The sequence below is a fragment of the Chloroflexota bacterium genome (genome assembly GCA_035652535.1).
Classification (GTDB): domain Bacteria; phylum Chloroflexota; class UBA6077; order UBA6077; family SHYK01; genus DASRDP01.
In genome coordinates this window covers 15,204-32,458 of the sequence record DASRDP010000155.1, presented here as the reverse complement: position 1 = coordinate 32,458, position 17,255 = coordinate 15,204, and the positions used below count along the sequence as shown (strand labels likewise).

16 protein-coding genes are annotated in these 17,255 nt (G+C 65.1%); 8 read left to right on the top strand and 8 right to left on the bottom strand.

The genetic code is table 11. The features are described from left to right. The first annotated feature begins 340 nt into the window (after positions 1 to 340). Positions 341 to 1,318, top strand: a complete 978-nt coding sequence (locus tag VFC51_19310) for a hypothetical protein (protein HZT09177.1) — start codon at positions 341 to 343, stop codon at positions 1,316 to 1,318. A gap of 32 nt (positions 1,319 to 1,350) precedes the next feature. On the opposite strand, the gene VFC51_19305 is transcribed toward VFC51_19310, so the two are convergent. Continuing rightward, entirely contained in the window at positions 1,351 to 4,017 is a 2,667-nt protein-coding gene (locus VFC51_19305) for a pitrilysin family protein (GenBank protein ID HZT09176.1), read from the bottom strand. Positions 4,018 to 4,040: 23 nt separating this feature from the next. Beyond that, positions 4,041 to 5,084 carry an Ldh family oxidoreductase gene (locus VFC51_19300; GenBank protein HZT09175.1) on the bottom strand — a complete coding sequence of 348 codons (1,044 nt, stop codon included), beginning with the start codon at positions 5,082 to 5,084 and terminating at the stop codon, positions 4,041 to 4,043. Between the two features lie 154 nt (positions 5,085 to 5,238). Between VFC51_19300 and VFC51_19295 the strand changes: the two genes are divergently transcribed. Beyond that, complete coding sequence (locus tag VFC51_19295; protein ID HZT09174.1) at positions 5,239 to 5,898, top strand: PRC-barrel domain-containing protein; 660 nt, start codon at positions 5,239 to 5,241, stop codon at positions 5,896 to 5,898. A 10-nt stretch (positions 5,899 to 5,908) separates the two neighbouring features. Here the strand turns inward: VFC51_19295 and VFC51_19290 are convergent, their stop codons facing one another. Then, a complete protein-coding gene (locus VFC51_19290) occupies positions 5,909 to 7,033 on the bottom strand; it encodes a cupin domain-containing protein (protein HZT09173.1) in 1,125 nt (374 codons plus the stop codon). A 164-nt stretch (positions 7,034 to 7,197) separates the two neighbouring features. On the opposite strand from VFC51_19290, the gene VFC51_19285 reads away from it, so the two are divergent. Then, positions 7,198 to 7,335, top strand: a complete 138-nt coding sequence (locus tag VFC51_19285) for a hypothetical protein (protein ID HZT09172.1) — start codon at positions 7,198 to 7,200, stop codon at positions 7,333 to 7,335. 12 nt (positions 7,336 to 7,347) lie between these two features. Continuing rightward, positions 7,348 to 7,776: a redoxin domain-containing protein gene (locus VFC51_19280; GenBank protein ID HZT09171.1), complete on the top strand. Its 429-nt coding sequence runs from the start codon at positions 7,348 to 7,350 to the stop codon at positions 7,774 to 7,776. Between the two features lie 58 nt (positions 7,777 to 7,834). Here the strand turns inward: VFC51_19280 and VFC51_19275 are convergent, their stop codons facing one another. Next, positions 7,835 to 8,626 (bottom strand): class II aldolase/adducin family protein, encoded by a 792-nt coding sequence (locus VFC51_19275; GenBank protein HZT09170.1) that lies wholly within the window; start codon positions 8,624 to 8,626, stop codon positions 7,835 to 7,837. A gap of 175 nt (positions 8,627 to 8,801) precedes the next feature. Between VFC51_19275 and VFC51_19270 the strand changes: the two genes are divergently transcribed. Both VFC51_19270 and VFC51_19265 read left to right on the top strand, forming a co-directional pair. Then, positions 8,802 to 9,596, top strand: coding sequence for a dienelactone hydrolase family protein (locus VFC51_19270; protein ID HZT09169.1), 795 nt, complete (start codon positions 8,802 to 8,804; stop codon positions 9,594 to 9,596). Between the two features lie 10 nt (positions 9,597 to 9,606). Further along, on the top strand, positions 9,607 to 10,944 hold the full coding sequence (locus VFC51_19265) for an MFS transporter (GenBank protein ID HZT09168.1): 1,338 nt from the start codon (positions 9,607 to 9,609) through the stop codon (positions 10,942 to 10,944). An 8-nt stretch (positions 10,945 to 10,952) separates the two neighbouring features. Here the strand turns inward: VFC51_19265 and msrA are convergent, their stop codons facing one another. Then, positions 10,953 to 11,504: a peptide-methionine (S)-S-oxide reductase MsrA gene (msrA, locus tag VFC51_19260; GenBank protein HZT09167.1), complete on the bottom strand. Its 552-nt coding sequence runs from the start codon at positions 11,502 to 11,504 to the stop codon at positions 10,953 to 10,955. 76 nt (positions 11,505 to 11,580) lie between these two features. On the opposite strand from msrA, the gene VFC51_19255 reads away from it, so the two are divergent. Then, positions 11,581 to 11,892: a DUF3303 family protein gene (locus VFC51_19255; GenBank protein HZT09166.1), complete on the top strand. Its 312-nt coding sequence runs from the start codon at positions 11,581 to 11,583 to the stop codon at positions 11,890 to 11,892. Between the two features lie 2 nt (positions 11,893 to 11,894). On the opposite strand, the gene VFC51_19250 is transcribed toward VFC51_19255, so the two are convergent. Beyond that, complete coding sequence (locus VFC51_19250; GenBank protein HZT09165.1) at positions 11,895 to 13,016, bottom strand: ethanolamine ammonia lyase-activating protein; 1,122 nt, start codon at positions 13,014 to 13,016, stop codon at positions 11,895 to 11,897. Positions 13,017 to 13,108: 92 nt separating this feature from the next. After that, entirely contained in the window at positions 13,109 to 13,654 is a 546-nt protein-coding gene (locus tag VFC51_19245; protein HZT09164.1) for a cupin domain-containing protein, read from the bottom strand. A 174-nt stretch (positions 13,655 to 13,828) separates the two neighbouring features. Here VFC51_19245 and VFC51_19240 point away from each other — a divergent pair, with 174 nt between their 5' ends. Beyond that, the gene (locus VFC51_19240; protein ID HZT09163.1) at positions 13,829 to 15,580 is read left to right on the top strand and encodes an ABC transporter substrate-binding protein; all 1,752 of its coding nucleotides are present in this window, start codon (positions 13,829 to 13,831) and stop codon (positions 15,578 to 15,580) included. Between the two features lie 189 nt (positions 15,581 to 15,769). Here VFC51_19240 and VFC51_19235 read toward each other — a convergent pair whose 3' ends face one another. Next, positions 15,770 to 17,209 (bottom strand): UbiD family decarboxylase, encoded by a 1,440-nt coding sequence (locus VFC51_19235; GenBank protein HZT09162.1) that lies wholly within the window; start codon positions 17,207 to 17,209, stop codon positions 15,770 to 15,772. Positions 17,210 to 17,255 lie beyond the last annotated feature (46 nt).

Below are 17,255 nucleotides of genomic sequence, written 5' to 3'. Positions count from 1 at the left end.
TGCCCAGCTTGTGCAGAAGCTGCACGAGCACAGATTCCCGCTCTTTTAACGCCCCCTTGTACGCATCGGTCTCCGTTCGATAGATTTCTGCCTTCAGCTCGCGATAAGCCTGCTCGACCAAGCCGCTGAGCACAGCGCGCTCGAGATCATGAATGTCGAGCTGCATTCCTCGGCTCCACTGCGCTTCGAATTCGGATTCGCCAGCGCGATGGCGGATCCGCTCCTGCTTTCATCATAGAGGACGTGAGCGACAGACCCGATTGCACAGAGATACCTCCCTGCGCGACCCTGGGTTGATGTCTGTCGTTCGAACGGATTCAATGTGTCGAGAGGAGGAACGATGGTCCGACTACGCGCCGCGCACTCCAACAATCCGCGTCTGCAGCCGCTGCTCGACGGTTCGGTGACCGCAACAGGGATCGAGTTCGACTGGCAGATCATTCCACCTCAGCAGCTCTTTCACCATCAGCTCACAGAAAACGATTTCGACGTATTCGAGTTCTCAATCTCGTCCTACATGATCACGAAGGACCGTCCGAACGGACAGTCGAGGTGGGACTGGATGGGGGTCCCGATCTTTTTGAGTCGGGCGTTCCTCGCCCTGACGACGTACGTCAACGTCAATTCGGGGATGCGCAGCTTCGCGGATCTCAAGGGCAAGCGATTCGGCGTGCCGGACTTCAACATGACGGCTGCGCTCTGGATGCGCGCCATGGTGCAGGACCTGTACGACGTGCGACCGCAGGATGTGTCGTGGTACGTCGGGCGCGGGGCGGGCCAGAGCCACGGTCTCGCGCTCGGAATCGATCAGGACCCTCCGAAAGACGTCCCCATCACCTGGGTCGGTGTCCCGGGCAAGCTGGCGCAGATGCTCATCGACGGGGAGATCGACGCCACGTTCGCGACCGAGGCGGCGGAGGTGACCCAATCGTCGAAGGCGCGACCGCTCTTTACGGATGGCGGCAGGGCCTTCGTGGCGGACTTTGTCCGGAAGAACGGGTTCACGCCCGTCAACCACACGCTGCTCGTGCAACGGCGCGTCGTGGCGCAGAACCCGTGGGTCCCGGAGGCGTTGTTCGACGCGTTCGAGCGGTCCAAGAAGGAGGCATACCGCCGGGATCCGGCGACGGGGATGCTCTTCAAGGGTGATGACCACGAGGCGCAGGCGTCCATCTTCGGGGCGGACCCGTATCCGTCCGGGCTCAAGGCCAATCGCGCGATGCTCGAGCGTGGAATGCGGCAGTCCCAGCAGGAAGGCTTGATCCACAATCCGGTCGCCATCGACAGCCTGTGGTGCGAGTCGCTCCGATCGACCTGACCGACGCTCGCGGCGTCGTCCGGGATGCTGCGCTACGCCAGCGGATAGCCTTCATAGTCGAGATGTACGATCGGGAGTCCGATCCGCTGAAGCTCACCCTCGATCGCCGCGCGGTCGCCGACGACGACGATCGCCAGGTGGTCGAGGTCGACGTGCTCCTCCGTCGCGCGCCGGACATCGGCGAGGGTGACGGCGCGGAGATCGTCGATGAATCCGCTGTAGTAGTCGCCCGGCAGGCCGAAGTGCTCGAGGTCCAGTAAGCGACCGAGAATCTGCCCGGGCGTCTCGAAGGTGGGCGGGAACCCACGAATCAACCCGAGGCGCGCCGACTCGAACTCGGCTTCGCTGATGGGGCGTCCGGACACGAGGTCGCGGAACTCCCTGAGGGTCTCTTCGACAGCCTGGCACGTGACCGCGGTGTGCACGGCGCCCCCGGCGCGGAAGGCTGATCGCTCTCGGCGCCAGTCAAACCGCGACCGATAGCCATAGGTGTACCCTTTCGCCTCCCGGAGGTTCATGTTCAGCCGCGCCGTGAACTGCCCGCCGAAGGCCATGTTCATCACGACCAGCGGCAGATAGCTGCGGTCAAGCCGGGGGATGCTCAGGTGCCCCGCCCAGATGACCGACTGCGCCGCGCCGGGCTTGTCGATCAAGAAGATCGTCTGCTCGTTCAGGGGAAACGCCTCAGGCGGCCGATCCGGCGCGCGCTCGATCCCCAGGTCGCCCGCTGGGGCCAGCGGCAGTCGACGCTCGATCTCGGCGGCGGCGAGGTCCGCTTCCACGTCGCCCACGACGATCACCGTTGGCCGTTGACTCCGAACTGCCCGCCGGTAGTGCTCGGCGATATCGTCCCGCGTCAGGCCGGCAATGGATCGCTCGCGCCCGACGTCGGGGTGGCCATAGGGGGAGTCCGGCCCGTAAAGCACGGCGAGGAACGCCCGATCGGCGATAGCGGCCGGATCGTCGCGCAGGCGCCGCAGGTCGGTCAAGCGCTCGCGTTTGATGCGCTCCACTTCGTCGATCGGAAAGGCCGCGTTCACGAGCACGTCGCCGATCAGGTCGACCGCGCGCGACCAGTGGCGGGTGAGAGTCTCAGTCGATGCGACGAAGTTCTCGCGGTGAACGGTGAGGTTGAGGCGCGCGGCGATGAAGTCGCTCTCCTCTGCGATCTGGGCGCTCGTTCGGCTCGCGGTGCCTTCGATCAGGAGGCGCGCGGCGAGCGATGAGATGCCCGGGGCATCGCGCGGGTCATCGACGGCGCCGGCGGGATAGTAAATTGCCGTCACAATCGTGGGGACGCTATGGCGGCTGACGACCAGGAGGTCCGTGCCATTGGTGAGGCGGACGCGCTGGGCGACCGGCGGCGCAAAGTCGCGCGGGCGGCCGGGTCCTGGCTGTTGCGATCGATCGATCTGAGCCGGCGCAGGGGAAACGTCTGCTTTCGGCGTAACGAGGAGCCGAACGCGGCCCGGCCCGAGATACGCCTTCGCCACCCGCTGCACATCATCGGGCGTGACGGCGAAATAGCGATCCAGGTCGGTATTGACGCGCCCGGGATCGCCGGCAAACACGTTGTAGTAGTTGAGCAGGTTGGCACGGCCTCCAAAGCCGCCCACGCTTTCTAGCTGGCGAACGTGGCGCGCCTCGATGCGATTGACGGCGCGCTGGACCTCCTCGGCAGTCGGGGCCAAGGTCCGGACGCGGTCGAGCTCGGCTAACAGGGCGCGCTCCGCGGCTTCGACGGTCGCCGTTGGGGCCACCGTGACGTCGAACCGCAGCTCGCCAGCCATCTCCATCGCCGAGAAGCGCGCGCTCGCCTCGCGCGCGACCTGCTGGTCGTGAACGAGGGACCGATAGAGCCTGGCGCTGCGGCCCTCGCTGAGGACTGATACCAGGACGTCCAGGGGCGCCTCGTCGGGATCGAAGCGAGGCGGCGCGACCCATGCGAGCCAGAGGCGGTGAAGCTGTACACGATCCTCGAAGCTGATCCGGACTTCGCCGTCCAGCCCCGGCGTCCAGCGCTGGATGCGGGGGGCAGGGGCGGCAGGCGGTAGGTCCGCGAAGTATCTCTCCACGAGCCGCCTCGTCTCGGCGACGTCGATGTCGCCCGCGATCGCGAGGCTCGCGTTGTTCGGCGCATAGAAGCGCCGAAAGAAGGCCTTGACGTCCTCGATGGAGGCGGCGTCGAGGTGTTCTTGCGAGCCGATGGTCTGCCAGTGATAGGGGTGGCTCGGCGGGAAGAGCGCCTTGCGGATCTCGATTCCAGCCAGGCCATAGGGCCGGTTTTCGTAGCTCTGGCGACGCTCGTTCTTCACAACTTCGCGCTCGGTCGCGAAACCCTCTTCGTCGAGCGCTTCGAGCAGGTACCCCATGCGGTCGGATTCGAGCCAGAGCGCCAGCTCGAGGTATTCGGCGGGGACGTTCTCGTAGTAGTTCGTCCGGTCTGTCGTCGTCGAGCCGTTGACGTTCGCGCCGACTTCCTGGAGCGGGAGAAAGTATTCGCGCTTGTGGTGCTTGGATCCCTTGAACATGATGTGTTCGAAGAGATGGGCGAAGCCAGTTCGGTCGGGATCCTCATTCTGCGATCCCACGTGGTACCAGACGTTCACCGCCACCACTGGGATGGCGTGATCTTCGTGCAGGATGACGTCCAGTCCATTGCCCAGACGAAACTTCTCGAACGCGATTTGGATCGGCACCGCACGCCCTTCGCTTGAAGTTGTCACGCTAAAGTCGGGACGCCGAGGCTCTCCGCCGTGGCGTTGAGGCTCGATACGAGGGCATCGTCGAGGGGAATGCCGCGATCCCTGCGTTCTGACGCGCGAACCCGCGCGCCATCGCCGGGGAGGCGGATGGCCGTCACCCCGGCCATGGGTCGGCAAGACCGCAGGAACGCTGCAAGCGCGTTCACCTCCTCCAGGAACTCGTCCAGGGGCATCATGTCTGCGACGTCGACGGCGAAAAACAGCGCACCGTTGATCGCCGGTCCGCCTCGTGCAGCCCAGCTGAGCCCGGTGCCGTGGCCGGTGAGAATTCCCGCCAGCACTTCCGCGACGAGATGCAGGCCTGATCCTTTATGGCCGCCGAACGGCAGGGCGACCCCTCGCGGAGGTCCGGCGAATTGCGCGTAGTCTGTGGTCGGGTTTCCGGCGTGGTCCAGCATGATGCCGGCCGGAATCGGCTCGCCTTGCGCGCCGCGGCGCGCCAGCTCCCGCATGCTCATCGCCGCGGTCGTGAAGTCGAAGATGAGGTGCTGCCCGTTTGGACCGGGGATTCCGAAAGCGATGGGATCGGAGTTCCCGGTCGGCTCGGCGGACCCAAAGGTCGCGAGGCTTGCACCGCCGACGGACACGAACGCCATCCCGATCATCCCCGCGTCGGCCGCGAGCTCGACGTAATCTGCGATACGTCCGAGGTGGGCGCAGTTGCGGACCCCGACCATGCCAACGCCATGGGCATGGGCCTTCTCCACGGCGAGGGTCATGGCCCGAGTCCCGACCACCTGTCCGAGGTAGAGATCGCCGTCGATTTGCGCGGCGGCTTTCGAGTCGTGCACGACCGCGGGCTTCCCGTTCAGGCGAATCGTTCCCGCTCGGGAGCGCTGGACGTACTCGGGAAGGATTCCGATGCCGTGGGTCGAGTAGCCGCGAAGGTCGGCGCGGACGAGGAGCTCCGCGGTCAACGCCGCGTCGGCTTCGGCCACCCCGAGCGCGATGAGGACGCGTTCGGTGAACGCGACGAGACGCTTGGCGGGGAAGGTCGTCATGGGCGCTCCCGGGGGTTCTGCGCAGTTATACGGAATCTCGGGTCGGATCCAATGGATTCCATTAAGGGCCGCCATTGCTTAGGATACAAAGGGAAGACCTCGAGGAGTCCTGCATCGCAAGGGGCGGCGGGACCGCGAGATACAGGAGCAACCGATGTCCATGGTGCGGGTGACCGACGGAACTGACGGGCGGCACGATGGTGTCGCCTATCGCCAGAAGAAGCGCAGGCTCACGCGGCTTCGGGGTATGCCGGTCATCGATCTTTCGAACGCGCGCCGAATGGGGTATGTGGCCGACGTTTTGGTCGATCCAAATGTTGCCCGGGTGACCGGAATGCGCGTCGGCCCGTCTGGTGAGTTCCCCGAGCGATACATCCCAAGCGGGCGAATCCGCAGGATTGGCCAGCAAGCGGTTGTGCTCGCCGGAGCGGACGCGACGAACGATGGCGCTCGCGAAGAGGAAGACTCCGGAATCGAAGGCTACACGCTCGTGGGACTCGAGGTGATGGCCGATAGCGGCGACCGCGTGGGGTTCGTTTCGGAGGTGTACATCGACGCGGACACCCTCGGCGTCGAAGGCTACGCGCTCGCTGTCCCGCTCTGGCGGCGGCTCCTCACTGGCCGACGAATCATCGCGCCAGAACAGGTGTCGATCTGTAGCCGGGACCTCATGATCGTGCCGTCGATGGATGCCGGCTACGAGGCGGTTCGACGATCAGCCGCGTCGAGTCGCGCCGAGGCGGAGACACAAGCCCACGCGACGCCGGCTGAAGGTCGCGACGGCTGGGCCTCCCATCAGGACCCGGCGGCGTAGCCCTGCCATTTCACCCCTCCTGGTACTCCCACTGGTAGTCACGCTGCCTGTAGGCGCCATCCGGCATGATGGATTTGAGGCCGCGCTTCCCCAGCTCGATCTCGAATCGCTGGCGAATCGACGGGTCTTCATCGCAGTACTCGATCTGGTCGCGTGCCAGGTCCTCGACCTTCTCGCTATACGGGAAGAGCCCGCTCGGCGAGTGAAACGCAAAGTACCGCGCCGCATCGCCGCCGACGTTGAAGTGCTGGTGAAACCACCGGTTCGGCGGCACGAAGACGCTCCCCTCGTGCCACGGAATCACGATTTTCTCTTTCCCCTCTTCCCACATGATGGAATAGCCCTCGCCCGCGGGAATGATGATCACCACGCCAGGACCGTGGCGATGGGCCTTCTTGTACGAGCGCGCAGGAAACACGGACATGTGTGCGGTGATGGGCGCCCGCGGGAATTCGATGAAGACGGCGTGGCCTCCTGCGCCGCGCGCGCGGTACGGCACGAGCCGATCCCACGCTCGCATATCCGGGAAGAAGTTCCCCGACCAGAAGGGATGGCCATTCGCGTCGGGCCCCGTCGCGACGCGAGCTTCGGAGAAGAGGCTTGCTCCATCCCCGCCCACAACCGCCGCGTCGACGTACCCGTTGTCAAAGAAGAAGTCCGCGGACGGCATGACGGACATCGCGACCGGCAGGTAGTTGTAGTGCAGCAGGCGCGCAGGGGTCGTGCCCTGAGTGCTGGAAAGCTGGCATGCATAGGTGCGCGGAATCACAAAGACGCTGTGATCCTGCCACTCGAAGGTGATGCGTTGGTCGTCCTGCCGACCCCACAGGGTGGTCAGCCCGCGGCCCTGGACCACGTACACGATTTCGTCGAGAGCCATCCGAACGGGCGGGAGCGTATGGCCTGGCGCAATCTCCGTGACGCGAGCCTCGGAGATCCCCTCCTGGCCGGCCAGCATGAGGAACCGTGCGCGGCATTGCCGCTCGGGCCATTCTCCCAGCTCGAGGGTCCGAACGTCCTCCACGTAGTATCCGCGGTAGACGGGTACCCCCGTCGATGCAACCCATCGCTCGTACGGTGAGCCAGTCGCCTCTTGCGTCTCCGGCTGCGTCGTGCCCGCGGTCTCGACTGCCATCGCATCCTCCGCCTGTGTCCATCATGGGGCCGCTGGTCGGCTTTCTCGGCCGACGTGCAAGCCAGGATCATCATACCGTGCCGCCCCCGCCTCGGGGCGTGAGATGCGCGTAGGCAAGATCGAGGATATGATCGTTGCCACGGAAGAGATCCGTGGAGGTTGAGATGCGCTCAGACCTGGCCGTCGGAGGGAAGTTCCCCGACATTGCACTGCCCGACCACACCGGAACCGTGGTTCGTCTCTCAGAGATCACGCGCGGCGCGGACCCGCTCGCCGTCGTCTTCTATCGGGGATGGTGGTGAGGAAAATGTCAGGTGCAGTTGCGCCTGCTGACGGAATTCGAGCCCGAGCTTGCCGTGGCCTATGCGAAGATCGTCGCGGTGAGCGTCGACCCGGTTGAGGTGAACGCCGCGTTTCGCGCCGGCCTGGGAGCCAAATTCCCGATCCTATCGGACGCGGAGCGCGTGGTTCAGCAGGAGCTGGGCCTCTTGGAGCCGACCGATCTTCGTCACAAGCCGTATCTGCCGTTTGACTTCGTCCTGTATCCGGACCTTCGGATCTATAAGATCTACAACGGCTACTACTACTGGGGCCGCGCCTCCCTGGACGACCTTCGCCGCGACTTTCGCCAGATCAGCAGCGAGATCCGTCGAGACTGGGACCCCTTCAACCTACCGGAGGACGTGCTGGAGCGCGCGCGGGCTCGGGCAGCCGGAGATGGCGCGCACCATCATTCGTCCTGATCTGGCCACGGAAAGGGGCTGACGGCCAAGCCGTCAGCCCCATGCAAACCGTCTGCGGTCAGCGGCCGTTCTTCGGCAGGTCGGGGAGACGCTTCTTCTCATAGCGCCAGAAGGCGGGCTCGCCGCTGCTTCCCGCCCGTCGACGATCGGGTGTATACGGGCCTGAGGCGCGGCGAGCCAGATACTCCGTACGGTCCTGCTCGGAGACTGCCTGCGGTTGGCCAATGGCATAGGCGAGGTAGTTGAGGCGGGCCAGCTCGTAGACGGTGAGGCTCGTCTGGGTCGCCTCCTCCACGCTCGCTCCCGCCACCGTCATCCCGTGGCCGGCGAGCAGGCAAGCGCGATGGTCCCCCATCGTGTTCATGAAGTCTTCGCCCAGCTCGTCGTTGATGATGGTGAGGCTTCGCGGGTAGACCGGAACGCCCTCGGTGATGAGTCGGAGCGAGGCGCCGCCATCGTATGCGCCGACCATCGGCACCAGCGGCCGACTCGTTCCGGTGAGCACCACCACCCAGTCCGGATGGCTATGGATGACGCTCATGACCTCTGGGCGCCGCCGAAATACCGCGAGGTGCATGGCCGTCTCGTTGGGAGCCGTCAGCCCATCCGGCGCTTCGAGCACCTCACCGTTGATGCTGATGACGATCACGTCGCGCTCGACGGCGAACTCGAGTGCCTCCTCATCCGGGCCCTTCGCCTTGATCAAAATGCGGTCGGTGCCGGGAACGCGCGCGCTCACGTGCCCCAGGGCGCCACGTGTGACGTTGCGGTTTCCGATGATCCGGCACGAGGTGGCGACCTTTTGCCGAAGCTCCCGCTCGAGCTGTGTCAAGGGCAGCGTCGTGGCCATCGTAGTCCTCCCCAAATCGGCTGGTTCTGGCGCCAGTATGGACGAAATCGTCGGACTTGGCTAGCGCTCGTTGCTGTGGGAGAATGGCGCCATCCTGGGACGCGCCCTGCGCCGGTCAGCGGCAGGCCCCGTAGGTCCGTGGCGCGACATCGGGCGAAAGGATGGGGGTGGCATCGTGGTGGCGGAGCACAACTACTTCGGCTCGGAGACCCGCTGGGTGGACGCGGGAAACAAGACGCGAGCGTTCGTGACGGTCCCGAAGCGGGGCGCGGGTCCGTTCGGCGCCGTGATCCTCGGCCACGAACGCTACGGGCTCGTTCAGCATACCCTCGACCTCGCCGCGAAGTTCGCATCGTACGGCAGGGTGTGCATCGCCCCCGACATGGCGTCGCACTGGGATGGTGACAAGGAGGCGCTTAACCGGGGTGACGCGCGTCTCGATCTTTCGGACAAGGAGATCACTGACTACTACGCGCTGAGTCTCGATTACCTGCTGGAAATGCCGGAGGTCGATAATCGCCGAATCGCCGCGATGGGAGTGTGCCAGAGCGGCAGTTATCCGCTGCTGCTGAATAGCGTTCGGCACGAGGTTTCGGCCAATCTGGTCTTCTATGGTGGCAACCAGACGGCGGAATCCGTCTTGGACCGCTGCACCGCCCCGATTCTGGGCATCTGGGGCGAGCGCGATCACGTCATCTCGCTGGATCAGGTCAACCAATTCCGGGGAACCCTCGAGCGATTGCGAAAGAGCTACGAATTCAAGGTCTATCCCGACGCGCCGCACGGCTGGCTGAACGACACGATGCCGGGGCGCTATCGGCAGCCGGAGTCAGAGGCCGCCTGGGCCCACGCGCTGGACTTCCTCGATCGTGTGGAGCGCGGCGCCTTCCCGCCCGATCGCGTTCGGTGGCGCTTCGAGGCCGACACCGCGCCAGACTACGACTACACCAAGAACGTGCGACTCGAGTGAACGGCGTCGCATGACGCTCCCGAGCCCCGGGCAGGAGGTGGCGCCCGCTGCCGCGCCCGAGCGATCGCAGAACGGCCGCGTCCACGGTGAGCCCTGGCCCACGCGCGCTCCGCTGGCGCTGCGTCCGTTGGTGGGCCTGCCGATGTTCGCGGCCCTGGGCTTCCGCGAGTACCGGTTGGTCTGGGGTGCGCAGTTCGGCAACTCCATGGGCATCGCCATGGATCAGGTGGCCCGCGGTTGGCTCATGTACGACCTCACCGGCTCCACGGTGGAGTTGGGCCTGGTCGCCGGGGTGCGCATGCTCCCCGGATTGCTGCTGAGTCCGATCGCCGGGGTGATGGCGGACCGAAGCAATCGAAAGGTGCAGCTCATCGTCGCGCAGGTTCTCAACGCCATCCTGAACTTCGTACTCGCGGCGCTGATCCTCGACCACCGCGTCGCGACCTGGCACGTGTACGTCACGGGGCTCGCCGTCGCGATCGTCCAGGTCTTCGAGATCCCAGCGCGACAATCGATGATCGCGGAAACCGTGGATCGCGCACGGCTCACGAACGCCATTGGGCTCAACTCGGTCGCATGGAACGTGAGCATGAGTCTCGGCCCGGCGGCTGCCGGGGCCCTCATCGCGACCGTGGGGCCGGGATGGTCCTACGTCGTGCAGGGCGTGATCTATGCCTTCTCGACCGTGTGGACGATCCAGCTCCGCGTGGGCGCCCGGGTGGAAGGGGCCCGATCGCCGACCGGTTCAATCCTTGCCGGCATGATCGACGGATGGCGGTACATCGCGCGCCACCCGGTGATCCGCGGTGGAATGACGATGGTGATGCTGGTCGCGCTGTTCGGCCTCTCGTTCGCGACGCTGCTTCCCGCGGTCGCGCGTGATGAGCTGCGCGTGGGCGCATCGGGTCAGGGTCTTCTCGCCACTGCCTTGGGCCTCGGAGCGCTGGCGAGCGCGTTCGTCGTAGCTGGCCAGGGCGATCGATTCCCCAAAGGTCCGGTGATGCTGATCGGCGGGGCTCTCCTGGCCGTGGCCGAAACGGCGTTTGGCCTGTCGGCCGACTTTGGCCTGTCCATGGTCCTCATGGTCGTGATTGGCGCGTGCAGTGTCACGTGCACGGTGCTCATCAACACCGTTCTTCAGCGCCATGCCGAGCCCGAGATCCGGGGACGCGTGATGAGCATGTACCAGCAGAGCCAGGTGGCCCTCACCCTTGGCGGCATCCTCGCGGGTGCCCTGGCCGCCGCCATCGGTTCACCGCACACGATCGCCCTGATGGGATTGGCGTGCCTCGCGGGCGTGGCCGTGGTCGGTGTCGGCATGCCGAGCGTCCGGGGAATTCGCCAGTAGCGGGCAGCTCAGCGCTTCAGCTTCTCGATGAAGTCCTTCCGGGCTTTCGCGACTTTCGGCGCGACGACGACCTGGCAGTAGGGCTGGAATGGGTTGCGCGCGAAATAGTTCTGGTGATATTCCTCGGCCGGGTAAAAGGCAGTCAGCGGCTCGACGGCGGTCACAATGGGCGCATCGAACAGGCCCCGCTCGGTTAGGGCGGCGATCGTCTGCTGGGCGGCCGCGTGCTGCTCGGCGGTGTGATAGAGGATGATGGACCGGTACTGCGTGCCGACGTCGTGTCCCTGGCGATTGAGTGTCGTCGGATCGTGGATGGTGAAGAAGACGTCCAGGAGATCGCGATAGGAAGTCACCGTGGGGTCGAAGGTGACCTGCGTGACCTCCGCGTGACCGGTGGCGCCGGTACATACCTGCTCGTAGGATGGATTCGCGACATGACCGCCGGCGTAGCCGGACACGACGCGCTCAACGCCGCGGAGCTGGAGAAACACGGCCTCCAGGCACCAGAAGCAGCCGCCGCCAAAGGTCGCGATCTCACGCTGCTCGTCCGATTCCTGCATAATCCCTTGTCCCCGATAAGAGGTTCTCGATCTGACCCGCGAACGTCCCCATCCTACACCACGTGAGGAGAGTGCGATGCGCATGATGGTGAAGTTCCGATTCCCGACCGACGTTGGCAACGACGCGCTGCGAAGCGGTCGGGTCGCGAAGGTCATGCAGATGCTGCAGGAGGACCTGAAGCCCGAGGCGGCGTACTTCTATCCCGAGCTGGGCGACCGGGCCGGCTTCTTCGTGATCAACATGACCGAGTCGTCCCAGGTGGCAGAAGTGGCCGAGCGCTTCTTTTTTGGACTCGACGCCGAAATCGAGATGACCCCGGTCATGAGCGCCGAAGATCTTCAGAAGGGCCTCGGAACTGTCGAGGGAATCGTCAAGAAGTACGGCTGAGCCTATCCCCCGATAATCGGGCCCATATCCGGATCCACGGGCGTGCCCTTTTTTGCGCACTCCTCGAGGAAAATCCGTTTCAACTCGGCCATGGTCTCCGGGGGGATGTCGTCATAGTCCATCTGTTGGCCGCCCTTCTTGGTGCTGACCATCGTGCGCTCGTGGAAGCGGCTGACCATGTTCTTCCGGCTGCTCAGCTTGAGGGCGAGGTGACGCCCCGGCTCGCGGCTGGTGATGCAGTGCTGGTGCCACCACCACGTCGGCGGCACGATAAGCGTGCCCACCTTCCAGTCCTCTTTGATCTTGTTGTCTTCGCCGCCGTCCGGCCACAGGACCGAATAGCCTTCGCCGCGGATCCAGAGCACATGGGCCGCGGGCCCATGGCGGTGGAGCTTGGTGAAGGTGCCGCCGGGGGCTTCGAGGATGTGGGAGCCCATCACGCCGTTGGCCAGCTCGAAGCTGTAGCCGCGGGTGCGAATCCCCCGCGAGATCTCTGAGTTCTCGCGCGGCTTGTATAGCTCGATCCGGCTGATATCGGGCCAGAGGTTGCTGAAGCACACGTCGGTCGGCTCGCCCCACCCTTCGAACACGCGGGTCTTCACCTCGGGATTGAAGTAGTCTTCCTCCTCGGCGAAGCGGTCGGTGAAGCGGAAGTCGTTGTTGAAGATGAAGTCGTCGTTGCGGATGAAGTTCATCATCGTGGGCGCGGTGGTCGTGGCGATGTAGCGGGCGGGCTCGGTGCCCGACAGGTTGTAGTGCTGGAACCAGGCGTTGAGGGGAATGGCGAATAGGCTTCCTGGTCCCCATTCGAAGCTGCGCTTGTTCTGTTCGTCGTACCAGACGCTGGTACTGCCCCGGCCCTTGAGGATATAGACCAGCTCCTCGAACATGTGCCGCTGGGGATTGAGCTTCCGCGTGGGCGGGATCTCCTGCACATACGCGGCGGCCTGCTCGGCGGCGCCATCCAGGGCGATGTGTACGGCGTAACCGTCGGTGCGCGGCCAGTACCGGAGCGGCTGCGTGAAGACGTCTTCGACGCGGTGGCCGCGGATCAGCTCGAGCCCTTCCCGCGCGACCCAATCGTCATAGTAGAGTCGGTGCCACCAGCGGTCCGGATCCTGCATGCATAACTCCAAACAGTGATGATCTGTGCAGCCATGAACGGGCGGGTTGCGCGCATCGGGAGCTATCCAGACGCGCGCACTTCGGCGCCTACTTAGTTCCAGACGGTTATAGCGGCCATTTCCGGTGTGAGCCCGCGCATGTTGATCGCCTCCGCCTCGACGTCGCCTGCGCGGCGGAAGGATCGGCGATTCGTGGGCGGCTTCTTCGGCGGGATCGTCGCGACCTGGAGCAGAACCGCCGTCTCGTCCGTGTCGTTGCAGAGCTGGTAATAGTGGCCGGCCTTGATGTGGACCAACTCGCCGGGGCTCAGCGTTACCTCTTCACCGGGATTGATGCCACGAATGGTCAGGCGCCCTTGCCAACACGTGAAGATGTGCTCGGAGCCGGGATGGCAGTGCATCTCGTCGCGCCGGTGGGGTGGGTACACATTGATGGCCACCTGGGCGTAGCGGTTCTCCGTCAGTCCGATGCGCGACCCGCGCTGCTTCACGACGGCATTGGCGGGAATGCTCGCGACCTGCCAGCTCGGTGTCGTCAGCATTTGGCGATCGACCACATTCTCCCGCGGGCCGCCCTCGCCCACGTTGTCGTCGGTGTGCCCTCGGAGCCGAGCCTGGACCTTTGCGTCAATTGCCACGGCGCTCACCTCGCGATTCGAACTCATGCTGGCGACAAGTATAGCGGCGATCTCGATCGACCACAGCCGCTGGCCAACTCCTTGCCAACTGACGAGCCGATCGGCTGGTCCCGGTGAAATGCGTTCCGGTATTCTGGCTCGGCGAGATCAACCTCTCGAAAGTGGAGATTATTTGTGACGTCCATCACTTCCCGCGGCGCGCGTACGCGTGCCGCCTGCCTGCTCGCTGCATGGGCCATCTCGATGTCCGCATGCGGCACCCCTCCGTCCAGCGTCCCAAGTTCCAGTGGGCCTGGTCCGGCGGCGCCGACCGGAACGCGCAAGGCGATCACCATTGCCGCGACGGCAAGCGTGAAGGGCATGGGCATTATGGGCTCGTCGACCGGCGCAGGGGGGTGGGCATCGATTATCGAGATCAACACCAACGGGCTGATCACGTCCGACGCGCACGCCCACGAGCCAGCCGGCCAACTTGCCGCGTCGGTCCCCTCCATCGATGATGGAAGCATCCAGCTCCTCAATGATGGCCGTATGCGGGTGACGTACCACCTTCGACCCGGAATCACCTGGCAGGACGGGGCTCCTTTCACGGCCGGCGACCTCGTTTTTTCGGGGAAGGTCCTCACCGACCGCGGGCTTCCGAACAACTACGCGTACGCGGCCAAGCTCATCGACGCGTTCGATGCTCCCGACGATCTGACCTTCAACCTCACGTTCAAGCGGCCGTACATCAACGGGGCGGCGCTCGGATTCACGCAATTTTGGCCGCAGCCGGAGCACCTTCTGGGTGACGCGTATCAGCGCTATCTCCAGACGCAGGACGCGGACGAGTTCTCGGAGCTTCCCTACTGGACGACCGCGTACGTGCACCTTGGGCCCTTCCGCCTCACGTCGTACGAGGCGGGCCAACAGCTCGACTTCGAGGCGTATGATGGGTACTTCCTGGGTCGCCCGAAGCTGGACGTGATCCACGTTCGTTTCTTCGCCGACGAGAACGCCCTGTTCACGAACCTCCTGGCGGGCAGCGTGGACATCATGGTGAGTCAGGCGATCAGCACGCAGCTCGGGTTCCAGTTAAAGGACCGGTGGGATAGCTCGGGCGAGGGCACCGTGTACACCGTCCTGACCGGTACGCGATTCCTCGTGCCGCAATTCCGGCCCTCGGTGCAAACGGAGCCGGCCAATCTCGACCCCCGGGTGCGCGGGGCGCTATACCAGGCCATCGATCGGGACTCGGTGTCCGAACGGGAAGGGCCGGCCTGGTCCCTTCTGCCGCCGAGCGACCACCTCTATGAGGCGACGCGCGACGGATTCCGGAGGTACCCCTACGATCCCGATCGCGCGAAAGCGATCCTTCGTGACCTTGGCTGGATCACGGGAAATGACGGAGTGCTCCATAACGTCGCCGATGGTCGCGTCTATCACAACGCCATTTGGACGACGGTTGGCGCCCGCGACTGGGAGATGGCGATCTACGCCGACTACTGGCGTCGGATCGGTCTCGAGGTGGAGGAGTTCAAGATCCCCGGTGCGCAGGTCCGAAACCTGGAATATCGCGCCCATTACCCGAGCTGGGAGGCAAGCTCAGCGGGTTCGGGCGATCAGGTCCTGGGGAGGCTGGAGGGCCCGGCGGGCTCGCCCGAGAACCGCTGGACCGGGAATCGCGGAGGATATGAGGACGCGCGCGCCGAGGAGCTGGTCGCGCGGTACAACACGAGCATCTCCCCGCGGGACCAGCTCGAGGCCATGCATGCGCTCTCGGAGTTTGTGGCGGCCGAGCTGCCGATCCTGCCGATCTACTTCGGCGCGAGCCACCTGGCAGTGCGCAAAGGCGTTCATGCCCTCGACGATGTCGACGGCGGCGCCGACCCGGCGATGCCCTACGGCACGTACACGCGCAACGCCTACCTCTGGGACCTGCAGTAGCGAACCGCCAAGCGCCCTCGCCCACGGGGCAGCGGGGGCGACCCTCACCCGGCCGCGCCACGCGGCCGACCTCTCCCACCGTGGTGGGCGATGCGACGAGGCCCCCCTTCCCCGAGGCAGCGGTCGAGCGCTGGAGGGTCCAATCACCCCTCCCCCGCCGCGGCGGAAGGGAGGGCTGGGGGCGACCCGTTACGCGAGGCCCAGCTCTCGCCATCGCGCTGCGACGCGGTTGGTTAGCTCGCGGCTCACCCGGTTGACGCGCGGGAAGTACGTGTCTTTGAGGCGCATCGTGGCGTCGATCCCCATGCCTCGGCGGGGCGGATCGTAGTCCTGCTCGTCGGTGCGGGCGGATTCGCGCGGCTCGTGCTGCTTCCCAAATATGACCTGGCCCTTATCAGGGTCCGCGGCCGAGACGACCCGCCACATCACGTCGTTCCAGTTGCGCACGTCGCAATCGTCGTCCACGACGATGACCCAACGCCACTTGTCCAGCGCCCAGACGGCATCCATGATGCGCTTCGGGTCGTCCTTGTCGCGGATCTCGGCGGAAACAATCATCATGCCCATGCGCCCGACCTCGGGGAAGTACGCCTCGCGGATGTTGGGCATGCCCGCCTCCTTCTGGAGTCGAGTGAGGAACGACCCGCTCCGGAAGAGCTGGCGCGGGTAGTCCTCGATGAGCTGGCAGATGAGGCCGTAGCTGATCGGATTTCGGCGGTGCGTGATGCAGTTGATCTTGATGACGAAGGCGTTCTTGTTCTCGCCGTAGAACCCGGTCGACTCGCCGTGAGGGCCCTCTTCGGTCCGGGCGTGCGGGAGCGCCTCCCCCTCAAGCACGATCTCGGCGTTGGCCGGCACCAGCAGGTCGTTCGTCTCGCACTTGACCAGCTCGGTAGGCTCGCCTCGCCATGCACCGGCCGCCTCGTATTCGGTTTGTCCCTCCTCGTCGGCCGGCACCGGTGAGCCGGTCGCGAGGCTGAGATATGGGTCCATGCCCAGCACGATGGCCACGGGGGTCGGCTTGTCCTGCTCCTCGTTCATCAGGATGTGGTCGCCGCCCGACGGGTTGGAACGGCTTCGCGTACCACCGGACCAGGAGACCGTGTTCTTGTCCTTGATCATCGCCCGATACGATCCCATGTTCAGGTGCCCGTTGACCGGATCGCGCGTGATGAGGCCGGCGGTCGTGGCGATGTACTGCCCACCGTCGTACTCGTGCCACGTCGGGGTGGGGAACTTGAAGAGGTCCACGTCGTCACCTTTGACGACGACTTCCTTTACCGGGCCCGTGGGGACGATGCGCGATGGAATCCGGTTCCTCATGCCGAACACGAGCTTCTGGTAGATTTGCGCCTCGTCGGGCTCGGTGCCGAATGCGAGGCCGAGCTGCCGGTTGTTCGAAACCAGATTGACGACGAGTGGCATCCCCGGGTACCCCTTGACGTTCTCGAAGAGGAGCGCTGGCCCCCCTTGCTCGAGGGAGCGCGCGGCGATGGCGCCGATCTCGTGTTTGAGATCGACCTCCGCCGTCACGTGCCGCAGCAGCCCCGCTTCCTCCAGCGCAGCCATGTACGAGCGCATGTCCTTGTAGCCGCCGGTCTGGGTCTTCGCGGGCTCTGTCGCAGCCATCCTGGCCTCCTCCGGGAATTTCCAAACATCGAATGTTCGCCTCAAC